General features: G+C 39.9%; 8 protein-coding genes and 1 pseudogene. 6 read left to right on the forward strand and 3 right to left on the reverse strand.

Going from position 1 to position 13,425, the window contains the following annotated elements; translation table 11 throughout:
• The first annotated feature begins 204 nt into the window (after positions 1-204).
• From L2735_RS01710 to L2735_RS01725, 4 genes are all read left to right on the forward strand, one after another.
• Entirely contained in the window at positions 205-1,833 is a 1,629-nt protein-coding gene (locus L2735_RS01710) for an alpha-glucosidase family protein (RefSeq protein WP_248983063.1), read from the forward strand.
• A 109-nt stretch (positions 1,834-1,942) separates the two neighbouring features.
• Complete coding sequence (locus tag L2735_RS01715) at positions 1,943-3,211, forward strand: sugar MFS transporter (protein ID WP_248983064.1); 1,269 nt, start codon at positions 1,943-1,945, stop codon at positions 3,209-3,211.
• 202 nt (positions 3,212-3,413) lie between these two features.
• The gene (locus L2735_RS01720) at positions 3,414-4,631 is read left to right on the forward strand and encodes an RsmB/NOP family class I SAM-dependent RNA methyltransferase (RefSeq protein ID WP_248983065.1); all 1,218 of its coding nucleotides are present in this window, start codon (positions 3,414-3,416) and stop codon (positions 4,629-4,631) included.
• A 268-nt stretch (positions 4,632-4,899) separates the two neighbouring features.
• Complete coding sequence (locus L2735_RS01725) at positions 4,900-7,146, forward strand: bifunctional diguanylate cyclase/phosphodiesterase (RefSeq protein WP_248983066.1); 2,247 nt, start codon at positions 4,900-4,902, stop codon at positions 7,144-7,146.
• A 119-nt stretch (positions 7,147-7,265) separates the two neighbouring features.
• On the opposite strand, the pseudogene L2735_RS20135 reads toward L2735_RS01725, so the two are convergent.
• The 3 genes and pseudogenes from L2735_RS20135 to ald form a co-directional block, all read right to left on the reverse strand.
• Positions 7,266-7,463: pseudogene (locus tag L2735_RS20135) on the reverse strand (hypothetical protein); the annotation flags it as partial.
• Positions 7,464-7,668: 205 nt separating this feature from the next.
• Positions 7,669-8,088, reverse strand: a complete 420-nt coding sequence (locus L2735_RS01735; RefSeq protein ID WP_248983067.1) for a secondary thiamine-phosphate synthase enzyme YjbQ — start codon at positions 8,086-8,088, stop codon at positions 7,669-7,671.
• 438 nt (positions 8,089-8,526) lie between these two features.
• Positions 8,527-9,642 carry an alanine dehydrogenase gene (ald, locus tag L2735_RS01740; protein WP_248983068.1) on the reverse strand — a complete coding sequence of 372 codons (1,116 nt, stop codon included), beginning with the start codon at positions 9,640-9,642 and terminating at the stop codon, positions 8,527-8,529.
• A 179-nt stretch (positions 9,643-9,821) separates the two neighbouring features.
• Here ald and lrp point away from each other — a divergent pair, with 179 nt between their 5' ends.
• Both lrp and L2735_RS01750 read left to right on the forward strand, forming a co-directional pair.
• The gene (lrp, locus tag L2735_RS01745) at positions 9,822-10,328 is read left to right on the forward strand and encodes a leucine-responsive transcriptional regulator Lrp (RefSeq protein WP_055026025.1); all 507 of its coding nucleotides are present in this window, start codon (positions 9,822-9,824) and stop codon (positions 10,326-10,328) included.
• Between the two features lie 254 nt (positions 10,329-10,582).
• Complete coding sequence (locus L2735_RS01750) at positions 10,583-13,423, forward strand: DNA translocase FtsK (RefSeq protein WP_248983069.1); 2,841 nt, start codon at positions 10,583-10,585, stop codon at positions 13,421-13,423.
• Positions 13,424-13,425 lie beyond the last annotated feature (2 nt).

A 13,425-nucleotide genomic window follows, 5' to 3' on the forward strand; every position in this document is an offset into this window, starting at 1 on the left:
TTGTAGCACTTAAGGTGTTTGAAAGTAATTTTATAAAATGGTTTAATTCTTTGCATACGTATGCAGCTCTATTGAACCTGATTTCCATATTCACGTATCCTCGAGGCAATTAAATAATAATGACGACCTGTTACTGGGTCGCAACAAAGAGTTAACTAGGTCAAGGTCGTTTAATAGTTAGTTCTCTATTACAGAGGGTGTGCAATGAGTCAGTTATCATGGTGGCGCGGCGGAGTGATATACCAGATATATCCACGAAGCTTAATGGATTCTAATGGCGACGGAGTGGGTGATTTACAGGGAATTATTGCAAAACTTGATTACATAGCTAGCTTGAATGTCGATGCTATTTGGATCTCTCCTTTCTTTAAGTCGCCAATGAAAGATTTTGGTTATGACATCAGTGATTACTTAGATGTCGACCCAATGTTCGGTACGATGAATGACTTTGATGAACTCATCGCTAAAGCACATCAATTGAACATCAAAGTTGTCATTGATCAGGTGTTAAGCCACACCTCAGAGCAGCATGCTTGGTTTAAGCAAAGTAAACTAAGTAGAGATAATGATAAGTCCGATTGGTATGTATGGGCAGATCCTCAAGAAGATGGAACAGCGCCTAACAATTGGCTTGCGATATTTGGTGGCTGCGCTTGGGAGTGGGAACCACGTCGTCAGCAGTATTATTTGCATAACTTTCTTAAAAGCCAGCCAGATCTAAACTTTCACAATCCAGAAGTGAGACAGGCAGTACTTGATAATGTTGAGTTTTGGCTTAAAAAAGGCGTTGATGGATTTCGCTTAGATGCCATTACATTTTGTTATCACGATGAGCAATTACGCGATAATCCGGCAAAACCTAAAGATCAACGTCAAGGAAGAGGGTTTAGTGAAGATAACCCTTATGCTTACCAATATCATTATTACAACAATACACGACCTCAAACAGTCGGCTTTATTGAAGATTTACGTGCATTAATCAATAAGTATCCTGGCGCAGTGACATTAGGTGAAGTGTCATCTGAAGATTCATTGGCTACGATGGCAGAATATACTCAAGGTGATGATCGCCTGCATATGGCATACAGCTTCGAGTTACTCACTAACGACTTTAGTGCAGCTTATATAAGACAAACGGTAGAAGAGCTAGAAGCCAGCATTGGTGATGGTTGGCCTTGTTGGGCCATAGGAAATCATGACGTGCAGCGCGTAGCAACGCGTTGGGGCAAAGGCGAAACGAATCCTGATTTGGTTAAAATGCTTAACGGTTTATTATGTTCATTGCGCGGCAGTGTATGTAGTTATCAAGGTGAAGAACTGGGTTTAACCGAAGCGCCAATTGAGTTTGAACAATTACAAGATCCTTTCGGCATTACATTTTGGCCGATGTTCAAGGGAAGAGATGGTTGCCGGACGCCAATGCCCTGGTTAAAGGATAATCAACAAGCAGGATTCAGTGAGAATAAGCAAGCATGGCTTCCTATTCCTGCTGAACATAAAGCCTTATCTGTAGATGTACAAGAAGCAAATGCAGATTCAAGTTTACATGCTTATCGCCATTTCTTGGCTTGGCGTAAACAATATCCAGCATTGGTTGCTGGTGATATCAAGTTTATTGAAAGCGAAGAGCCTGTACTCGCGTTTACACGTCATTTTGAAACTCAAACTTTGTTAGTGGTATTTAACCTGGCAAATACCGATAACCAGTTTGATGTTTCAAAGTTCAATATCAAGCAAGTTATCGATAATCATGGCTTAACGTCTGGTGTACTTGCTAACGAAAAAATCTTAAAGCTTGCAGCATTTAATAGCTTTTTTGCCATCATCGACTGATATATGACAACAGCAACCTAGAGTTGCTGTTTTCTTTTATAAATTTGGAATACTCAATTTTTATAATCAAGCAGTAGTGTCTTAATACAATAACTAGAGAATCTTAATTATGGCCTCAACAATTTCTAGCGGAACAGCCACCGTCACCCATTCTGGTGATGGTAAATATCGTTTTGCACTTGTATCACTGACTTCGTTGTTTTTTATGTGGGGTTTTATTACCTGCTTAAATGACATTCTCATTCCACATTTGAAAGCTGTGTTCTCGCTTAGTTATACCGAAGCGATGCTGATTCAATTTTGTTTCTTTGGGGCTTATTTTTTAGTTTCATTGCCTGCTGGTAATTTAGTTAAAAAATTAGGCTATCAAAGAGGCATAGTCACTGGACTTGTGATTGCAAGTATTGGTTGTGCATTGTTTTACCCTGCAGCTGACTTTGCCGTTTATGGTCTGTTTTTAGGTGCACTCTTTGTGCTTGCATCTGGCATCACTATCTTACAAGTCGCTGCTAATCCCTACGTGAATGCTCTTGGTAGTGAAGAAACTGCTTCAAGTCGTCTAAATTTAACCCAAGCTTTTAATGCATTAGGAACCACAGTTGCTCCTTATTTTGGCGCGATATTGATTCTATCTGTAGCCACAGGTGCAGTAGGCGAGTTAGGACATGCACAAGCTGAGGCAGAAGTGGTAAAAATGCCATATTTGTTTCTGTCAGCTACATTAGCAGTGCTTGCAATCATTTTTGCTAAGTTAAAACTTCCTGTTATTGAATCCCATGTTGAACAAAACTCAACAGGTGAAGTGAGCTATAAAGGTAAAACCAGCGCAACACAAAGTATGCATTTAGTTCTCGGTGCAGTTGGTATCTTTGTTTATGTGGGTGCAGAAGTCTCAATTGGTAGCTTCTTAGTTAACTTTCTAGGTGAAGAGCATATCGTTGGGCTTAAAGAAGCTGACGCTGCGAAATACATTACCTATTACTGGGGCGGCGCAATGGTAGGCCGCTTTATTGGTTCTGCAGTGATGCAAAAGATTGCAGCTGGTAAAGTGTTGGCATTTAATGGCTTGGTAGCCGCACTTTTAGTATTAATTGCAATGTACACCAGTGGAGAAATTGCTATGTACGCGATTCTGGCTGTGGGTTTGTTTAATTCTATTATGTTCCCAACGATTTTCAGTTTAGCGCTAAGGGATCTTGGTCCACATACATCTCAAGGCAGTGGCATATTATGTTTAGCCATTGTGGGTGGCGCAATCATTCCGCTACTTCAAGGTGTTATGGCTGATTCAATGGGCATACAACCAGCCTTTATCTTGCCGGTAGTTTGTTATGCCTTTATCGTGTTTTATGGTGCTAAGGGCTCTCAACTATCTTAAAAGCACCAACTAATTTTTGTTACTTCGTTTGATATAAAAAGCAGCCATATGGCTGCTTTTTATATTTAGGGCTTTTATTATATTTTAAATAGAGTTAACCCTGATTATTCGTAATCAATACTTGCGCTAGAGCAAGTTAGCTCCTATGATCCAAGCGCTTTTTCTGTAATAACTTCTTTTTCTTTACTCTGTGAGATCCCCAATGCTGACTTTCCCACTTTCTGGCAGTTCATCTGAACTGGTAATTGATGTGCTAACCATGGTGTTAACTGATGGTAAACCATTAGATAGAGCATATTCTCACAACTTTTCTGGCATGCAATATCCGCCAGCAGAATTAGCCCGCATAACCACTGTCACAGGTGATATTCTTCGTCGATTAAACCTTTATTGTTACATCGTTGACATGAAAGCTGACGATATTGAGCGTATGGGGTCAAAACTAATCAATGGTTGGCATTTATTCCATGAGCTTGAATTACCAAAAATGGAGTATGCACTACAAGTTGATGCCCAAGATTTAGCTGAACGTATTGCACAAGCTAAAACACAACCGGCTTTATGGGATGGCTGTCCTGAATGGTTAGATACGTTAGGCGCTGAGCAGTTAGGTGATAAATGGCCTGCTGAAAGAGCTGCATTAGCGGCCGTACCGAAGCGTTATATTCGTGCTAACTCATTAAAAGGTACACGCGATGAGTTAAAACAACGTTTAACCAAAGAGTTAGTTGCGACAGTAGAGGTTGAAGGTGTTGAAAGTGCACTAGAAGTACGTTCAGATTCAGCACTATTTAAAACAGCTGCGTTTAAAGAAGGTTTTTTTGAACAACAAGATGCTGGATCGCAACTTGTTGCAGCAGCTGTAGATGCAAAACCGGGCATGCGCGTTGTTGATGCTTGTGCTGGTGCAGGTGGCAAAACCCTTCATATTGCTGCGCAAATGAAAGGTAAAGGTCGTTTACTTGCCATGGATGTTGAGCAATGGAAATTAGATAACCTCAAATCTCGTGCTCGTAGAGCTGGCGCTCACAATGTTGAAACCCGTATCATCGCTAGCAGTAAAACTATAAAGCGTTTAAAGCTGACTGCAGATCGTGTTCTGCTAGATGTTCCGTGTTCAGGATTAGGTGTACTAAAACGCAACCCTGATTCTAAGTGGCGCGATACACCAGAGCGTTTACCTGTACTAATAGAGTTGCAGAAAGACATTTTACAAAGCTATAGCCGTATGGTGAAAGTGGGTGGGATCTTGGTTTATGCGACATGTTCTATCATGCCTGATGAAAACCGAAATCAAGTGGATGCTTTTATCGCAGCTAACCCACACTTTACATTGCTCGATGATGAAGAGATTCTCGTTTCAGAACATGGTTTTGATGGATTTTATTTAGCTCGCATCGAACGTGTTAGCGAAGCGTAAACTCTATTGTTTTAAAATAAAACAAGTATTAGAAGCAGTATTGTTAGCAGACAATACTGCTTTTTTATTTTAAGTAGCATATAACATGGTAGTTTTGAGTTTTTCTAGCTGTAATAGACAGATGGGAAAATTAGTACAAATATACTAATTGCCACAGTGTAACAACTTTGTTGATTTTAGCTGTAATAATGCATAATCTTCATGTACAGAACATAGAAAATTAAAACTGTCATAAGCAGTTATAGATGATTGTGATTGTAGGAGCTCTATGGATAGCGCGCAGTATATAAGTAAAAGCACTGAAAATTTTGATGTGTTAACACACCGCTCATCGAGCATTGAGCGCTACAGTACAATTTTATCTATGGTTCTTTCTGGCTCACCCCTTCGTGAAATCCTTCATTCTTTAGTTCTTTCCATCGAAGCACAAAAAATAGGCACCAAAGCTTCTGTTCTATTAATCAGTAATGATAAAAAAAGACTGCTAAATGGTGCGGCTCCAAGTCTTCCTGAAGAATATAATCAAGCTATACACGGCGTAGAAATCGGCCCCGAAGTTGGATCGTGCGGCGCGGCCGCTGCAACGGGTAAACGAATTATTGTTGAGGATATTGAAACCCATCCTAATTGGGCTGCTTACAAAGAGTTGCCACTCAAAGCAGGACTTAAAGCGTGTTGGTCTGAACCTATTATTGACTCTCATGGTGAAGTGCTCGGCACATTCGCTATGTATTATGATACTAAAAAGTCTCCGTCTGATTTAGACCTTGAATTGATCCAAGAAGCGGCTAAGTTAGGAAGTTTAGCCATAGAGCGTAGTCAGGCATTACACCTGCAAAGGTTAACCAGCCGTATATTCAGTAAGTTACCAATGGGATTGGTTATTACCACTGACACTCATTCTTTATTGCAGGTTAATCCGATGTTTAAGACTATTACACGGGATTTTACTGCGGATAAGTCTGTGTTTGAACCCGAAGTCTTTTTTGAAAAGTCAGACGAAAAATCGTTAGTTTCGATGCTTAAAAATCTAACTAGAGGTAAAACGTGGCAGGGGGAATTAATAGGTTACAAACGAAATGGGCAGACTTTTGATGCAGAAGTCACCGTTACTACGTTCAGAGATTATCATGGCGAGCAAAATTGTTTTTCTTGGTTAATAACTGATATTAGTGAACATAAAAGTGCCAATAAATTAATCCATTATCAAGCTAACAATGATGCACTGACCAGCTTAGCTAATCGTCGTTGTTTCTTAGATAAAATATACGATTATGTTTGGCAGCATGAACGCACTAAGCAGCAAAATATCGCATGTAGTGTTCTATTAATGGATATTGATAATTTCAAATTAATTAATGACAGCCTCGGGAATGAAAATGGCGATGGATTACTAAAAGAAGTCGCTGATCGATTAACGTTAATTGCACCAAGAAATAGTTTATTAGCAAGAATGGCAGGGGATGAATTTGGTTTATTTATACCCGGTCAAATAACCGTCCAAGAACTGATCTCGATTGCTAAACAGATTAATTTATCAGTTGCAGAGCTTGTGGTGATTGAAGGACTGCATATCCACCCGACAATGAGCATTGGGATTTCACGTTACCCAGAAGACTCTACCATTGTTGAATCGTTAATTAATTTTGCTAGTCAAGCAATGTATGATGTTAAGTTGAAAGGTCGTAATAGCTATCAGTTTTTTAATAAAGCTATGCAAAAAAATGCTGAAAGAACGGCATATTTACAAATGGAACTGAGTAAGGCAATTAACGATGAGGCGTTCGAGCTGTATTTTCAACCTATTGTTTCTATTCACTCATCTAAAATCGAAAAAGCTGAAGTTTTGCTCCGCTGGCAACTTAACGGTGAGTTTATTTCCCCAGAGGAGTTTATTCCTATAGCTGAGCAGTCTGGGCTAATTATTCCTATTGGCAAGTGGATTAGACAGCAAGCACTGGCAATTATTACTGAACGTTGGCAACAAGGACACCCGATAGCGTTGGCTGTTAACGTTTCCACATGTGAATTTTTAACCGATGATCTGCAAAAACAATTTATTTGTTTCTTTGAAGACTTTATTCGCGATCAAGCAATGTCAGATTTTCCATTTGATTTATTGACCTTAGAAATAACCGAGTCACTGATGATGGAACAACACCAAAATGTTGAGACTCTATTAAATCAATTGCGTCATTGGGGCATTAAAATCTCAGTTGATGATTTTGGAACAGGTTACTCATCGTTATCTTACCTAGTTAATTTTCCAGTGGATCAAATTAAAATCGACAAAGCCTTTATTCAAAAGATAGAACAAGGGCCCCGTCATAAAGCATTGGTAGAAGCTATTGCCAGTATGAGTAATGCACTTGAACTTTCAGTAACAGCTGAAGGCGTAGAGACTCAAGCGCAGTTAGATTTTGTCAAAAACAATCATGTTGATGCTATACAGGGATACTTTTTCTATAGGCCAATGCCTAAACAAGCTTTTTATGACTTGCTGGCTTCTCAATAAGTCACTAACTGTCTAACAAGCTTTGAGTCATTAAACTGTTCATTATTACTCAAATTGAAGATGATGAACGCTGCTCTAAGTTGTTGGATGCATCTTTGTGAATAAAAGATGCTTAGGTGACTAGGGCGTGTTGATCTTTCAAGGTTGTTTTTGCAGCGAATTGTTGGCCATTTATACAAGGCAGAGACTTTGTGGTGTCGTTATTCTACATAAAAAGTCGATAACGCAGTAAAAATGGCCAACAAACGCTGCCCAAAGGGTTCGATTAAAAGCGTTTTACTCTTTGGTGGATGAATTTTGCTTAGATGACTAGGCATCAATCCATCCGCCTCAATTAAAACGCTTTTATTTCGAACAAAACTTAACCTGCAAAGATCAACAGGCCCTAGGCATCAATCCATCCGCCTCAATTAAAATACTTTTTTTTCTAACGTAACTTAACCAGCAAGATCATCAGGCCCTAGTATCAGTTAACTCATTACCTATTTTCAATTACTAGCTAAGACCAAAAATGGCAATTAATTATTCGCCTTGAATGGTAATTAACACTTGTCTACTGCCACCGTGGTTTCTATGTTCGCCAAGATAGATCCCTTGCCACATGCCCACTGCCAATTGTCCTTGGCTGATCGGAATAGATAATTCACATCCCAATAAGCTGGATTTTAAATGCGCTGGCATATCATCGCTACCTTCATAGGTATGCACATAATAAGTCTCATTCTCAGCTGCAGTGCGATTAAAATAGGATTCAAAGTCTTGTCTAACACTTGGATCTGCGTTTTCGTTAATGGTGATAGAGGCTGATGTATGTTGTAAAAAAACATGCATGATGCCAACTGAGAAATTAGCTAACTCAGGAATTTGTTGTAGGATTTCATCAGTGATTAAATGAAAACCACGAGGCCGAGACTTTAAGTTAATTTGTTTTTGAAACCACATTTTAAGTCACTTCTTAATACGAAAATAATCACTAAATTGTAGAGAATTTTAGCTATTTTACCAATAGTCAAAAACACTGCTTAAAAAAAATTACACAGGATAAAACCCTATGGCAAAATATTGATGTTATTTTAAGAACAAATTATGTTTTTATTTTAATGAAACTCTTACTGAATGGGGGTTGTAGAGGATAGCTTTGAGATAATGAACATTATTCGACTATTTTAGCTAATCAATTAACTAGCTTTAATTATTGAGTAATAATTATCGAGTTTTTAGCAAACACTTGTAAGCTGGTTGTAAAATGAACGAATGATGCAAGTTGTCACATTTTAAATGGTTTGAAATTAAGCCTATTTCGATGATTTTTGTATATAAAAAAACCGCTCCAAGAGCGGTTTTTAAGCACAACATGATTTTACTACTGTGAAATAAGCATTAGCCAAGCATGATTTTAGCTTCTGTAAACTCAAGTGCTAACGCTTCAGCAACTTCTTTACATACCAACTTACCATGGATAACGTTTAGGCCATTTAGTAAGTGTTGATCAGCAAGTAGCGCCTTTTTGTAACCTAAGTTTGCAAGCTTAAGAATGTACGGCAGCGTTGCATTGTTAAGTGCAAAAGTAGAAGTACGAGCTACAGCGCCAGGCATGTTCGCTACACAGTAATGAACCACGTCATCTACAATGTAAGTTGGATCTTGGTGAGTTGTTGCGTAAGAAGTCTCTACACAGCCTCCTTGGTCAATTGCTACATCGACAATCGCACTGCCTGGTTTCATACGTGAAATCATGTCACGGGTCACTAACTTAGGTGCTGCAGCGCCTGGTACAAGTACACCGCCAATCACTAAGTCAGCATCAATTACATGACGTTCAATAGCGTCAGCTGTCGAGTAAATAGCTTTCACTGAAGAACCAAACTGAACATTTAAACGACGTAACGCATCGATGCTACGGTCAAGTACAACTACGTCAGCGCCCATGCCTACAGCCATTTGTGCAGCATTAGTACCAACCATACCGCCACCAATGATAACGACTTTAGCTGGTTCAACACCTGGTACACCGCCAAGTAACATACCGCGTCCACCTAATGACTTTTCAAGGGCACGAGCACCTGCTTGAATTGACATACGGCCAGCGACTTCTGACATAGGTGCTAATAAAGGAAGGCCACCACGGTCATCTGTAACAGTTTCATAAGCGATACAGACTGATTTACTTTTGATTAAGTCTTCAGTTTGCGGCATATCAGGGGCTAAATGCAGGTACGTGAATAGGATTTGATCTTCACGAAGCATAGCGCGCTCAATAGCTTGAGGCTCTTTAACTTTCACAATCATATCTGATTGTGCAAACACTTCTGCGGCTGTTTCTAAAATAGAAGCACCAGCGTCAATATAATCTTGATTGGTAAAGCCAATGCCAATACCAGCATCAGATTGTACGAATACATCATGGCCTTTAATCGTTAATTCGCGAACGCTTGAAGGAACCATACCTACACGGTACTCGTGGTTTTTGATTTCAGTAGGGATACCAATAATCATTATGTGCCTCTATTTGCTCTGTTGTCGTTGTTGACAGTTCAATTGTTATTATAATCGCTCGCCTGAACGTGCTTATTTCAGGGAAGTCTAGTATAGTGCCCAAGACGCAGTTTATGCTGCTAAACTTTACACATTAAAAGATGAATATGTTGTTTTTGTGCTAAAGCAAGGTTAATAATATGGCAAATAATAAGAAAAATTCTGTAAAAGATTTAGATCGGATTGACCGTAATATCCTCAATGAACTTCAAGTTGATGGTCGCATATCAAACGTGGAGTTATCGAAAAGAGTAGGGCTTAGTCCTACTCCTTGTTTAGAGCGAGTTAAGCGTCTCGAGAAACAAGGTTACATTAATGGCTATACTGCATTAGTTAACCCTCATTATCTTGGTGCATCTTTACTTGTATTTGTGGAAATCACGTTAACACGCGATACGCCTGATATTTTTGAGCGCTTCAACAAAGCCGTTCAGTTACTCGATGATATTCAAGAATGTCATTTAGTGTCTGGAGACTTTGATTATTTATTGAAGACTCGAGTATCTGATATGTCGGCATATCGTCGTTTATTAGGTGAGACACTACTTAAGTTGCCATCAGTTTCTGATACTCGTACTTATGTGGTCATGGAAGAAGTCAAACAAACTAATAAAGTCGCATTAAATTTATTAGCGGACAGCTACTAAACTTTCTGACCAATAAAAATAAAGGGCACAGCCCTTTATTTTTTTGCCTAAAATTTACTTCAAGTTTAAAAACGCTGCTTTTTTGATGTAAAAATAGCCTATTAATAAACAGTAAATTAATTTTTGGTTAAGCTGCCATCTATCTGAAAACATTAGGTTGAGCTTGGCTTCTTAGCGTTGCATAATCACTGCAACATCAGCGATATTCTGTTATTGTTATCATTCTTATTTAATTCTTATTCGGGTGTTTTCGTTTGTCTCAGGGAAATAGTCTTCAAACACTTAGTGGCCTTCAACGTCTTCTAGAAGGTGGATTGATCATTTGTTGCATGACAGCAACTTACATTCTTCTGGCACTCAGCAGCTTTGATCCAAATGATCCAGGTTGGAGCCAGTCTCATTTTCAAGGTGAAATTAATAACCTAACTGGCGCAGTTGGAGCTTGGACTGCAGATGTTTTATTTTATTTCTTTGGTTTTATCGCCTATCTCATTCCAGTCATCATAGCGGCAACCGGTTGGTTTATTTTTAACCGCACTCATAAATTATTTGAAATAGATTACTTTTCTGTAGGTTTACGGATCATCGGCTTTATGTTGATGGTATTAGCATTGGCAGCTTTAGCCAGCATGAATGCTGACGATATGTATGTGTTTTCTGCGGGCGGAGTAGCAGGTGATGTTATTAGCCAAGCTATGTTGCCTTACTTTAATAATCTCGGAACCACACTGTTACTGCTGTGTTTTATTGGCGCAGGTTTTACCTTAACCACAGGTATCAGTTGGTTAACTGTCATTGAAGCGACAGGTTACGGCACCATATGGTGCGTTAAAAAATTGATTAGTCTTCCAAGTTACTTGAACGGTTCAAATGAAACAGAAGATACCCGCGGCTTTATGTCTGTGGTCGATAAGTTCAAACAAAGACGAGATAAGTCAGATGAATATGAAGCTATCGATGGCGAAGTAACGGAAACGACTGATACTCAATCTACAGAAAGAACCTACGGCGGTAAGTTAGAGCCACAATTTGAAACTCATTCAGATGCAGTATCCGAATCAGAAGTTGATGAAGACGAGTATGAATCTGAGCCAGTTAAGCAATCTGTCTTTGCGAGAATGAAATCTAAGATTATTCCAGCTCGAGATAATACCCCTGACGACAACCAAGATGATGACGTTGATAACCAAAATCAACTAGAGCCAGTCAATGGGCAGGGCAGAGTAGAGCCGCAAGTTAGTATTAATAATGAAAATGATGACTCGGCAGAACCTTGGATTGCTACAGGCGATGCGCCAGCTGTCGATTTAACTCATACTAATCAAACTGCTCATGCTACCGGAGCCAATAATGATCAAACCATAGATTTCGGTGATGAGTTTGAACGCACAACATCTATTGGTGCGACTGTAATGGCTGCAGCGGTTAAAAACCAGCAAAGCAGTGAACAACACAATTCGGATGGCAGTGCTAACGCAGCAAATCACGCAGCAAATAACCCAGTTGCAGCAACTACTGATAAGCCTTATATCGCCGAAGGTGTGGTTATCATTCCAGGGCAAGAACCTCAAGTTGTGATGAGCCAACCTCGTGTTGCCATGCCACCTTTGCCAAGTATTACATTACTCGATGTACCAGATCGTAAAGAAAACCCAATTACAAAAGATGAGCTAGATATTGTTGCTCGGTTAGTTGAAACCAAGTTAGCTGACTTTAATATTGTCGCCAATGTTGTTGGTGTTTTCCCAGGTCCTGTAGTGACTCGCTTTGAGCTTGAACTAGCACCTGGTGTTAAAGCGTCGAAAATTACTAATCTATCGAAAGATTTAGCCCGTTCATTATTGGCTGAAAGCGTACGCGTAGTTGAAGTTATCCCGGGTAAAGCTTATGTCGGCTTAGAGTTACCGAACAAGTTCCGTGAAACCGTGTTCATGCGCGATGTGCTGGATAGCAAAACTTTTGATGAAAGTCAGTCAAATTTATCAATGGTGCTTGGTGAGGATATTGCAGGCGATCCCGTTGTGGTTGATTTAGGTAAAATGCCGCATCTACTTGTTGCCGGTACGACAGGTTCAGGTAAGTCTGTTGGTGTGAACGTCATGATCACCAGTATTTTGTATAAATCTGGCCCAGAAGATGTTCGTTTCATCATGATTGACCCGAAAATGCTAGAGCTTTCAGTGTATGAAGGCATTCCTCATTTGTTATGTGAAGTTGTCACAGATATGAAGGAAGCTGCGAATGCACTTCGTTGGTGTGTGGGTGAAATGGAGCGTCGCTACAAACTGATGTCAGCATTAGGTGTGCGTAACCTTAAAGGCTACAACACCAAGATAAAACTGGCCAAAGAAGCAGGTACACCGATAGTAGACCCGCTTTGGAAATCATCAGAGAGTATGGATGAGCAAGCGCCTGAACTTGATAAATTACCGTCTATAGTCGTCGTCGTTGATGAATTTGCTGACATGATCATGATTGTGGGTAAAAAAGTCGAAGAGCTTATCGCTCGTATCGCTCAAAAAGCCCGTGCTGCTGGTATTCACTTAATTTTAGCAACACAGCGCCCATCGGTAGATGTTATTACGGGTTTGATTAAAGCCAACGTACCGACACGTATTGCTTTCCAAGTATCATCGCGTATCGATTCACGTACTATTTTGGATCAGCAAGGTGCAGAAACACTGCTTGGTATGGGTGATATGCTTTATCTTCCTCCAGGCACCAGTGTACCTGTCCGTGTTCATGGCGCCTTCATTGATGACCATGAAGTGCACAAAGTCGTAGCTGATTGGCATGCACGTGGAAAACCACAGTATGTAGAAGAAATTCTTAATGGTGTTAGTGACGGAGAACAAGTTTTGTTACCGGGTGAAACCGCCGAAAGCGATGACGATACTGATCAGTTATACGATGAGGCCGTCGCTTTTGTCACTGAAACCCGCAGAGGTTCAATTTCAAGCGTGCAACGTAAGTTTAAAATTGGTTATAACCGCGCAGCCCGCATTATCGAAATGATGGAATCCCAAGGGATTGTTAGTAGCCAAGGCCACAATGGTAATCGTGAAGTATTAGCGCCGCCACCCCCACGTGGCTAGAA

Source organism: Shewanella olleyana (genome assembly GCF_023283825.1).
GTDB lineage: Bacteria > Pseudomonadota > Gammaproteobacteria > Enterobacterales > Shewanellaceae > Shewanella > Shewanella olleyana.

Excerpts from the sequence above, each read along its gene's own strand:
- L2735_RS01710 (WP_248983063.1), top strand. The coding sequence starts at position 205 with ATGAGTCAGTTATCATGGTGGCGCGGCGGAGTGATATACCAGATATAT.
- L2735_RS01715 (WP_248983064.1), top strand. The coding sequence starts at position 1,943 with ATGGCCTCAACAATTTCTAGCGGAACAGCCACCGTCACCCATTCTGGT.
- L2735_RS01720 (WP_248983065.1), top strand. The coding sequence starts at position 3,414 with ATGCTGACTTTCCCACTTTCTGGCAGTTCATCTGAACTGGTAATTGAT.
- L2735_RS01725 (WP_248983066.1), top strand. The coding sequence starts at position 4,900 with ATGGATAGCGCGCAGTATATAAGTAAAAGCACTGAAAATTTTGATGTG.
- L2735_RS01735 (WP_248983067.1), bottom strand. The coding sequence starts at position 8,088 with ATGTGGTTTCAAAAACAAATTAACTTAAAGTCTCGGCCTCGTGGTTTT.
- ald (WP_248983068.1), bottom strand. The coding sequence starts at position 9,642 with ATGATTATTGGTATCCCTACTGAAATCAAAAACCACGAGTACCGTGTA.
- lrp (WP_055026025.1), top strand. The coding sequence starts at position 9,822 with ATGGCAAATAATAAGAAAAATTCTGTAAAAGATTTAGATCGGATTGAC.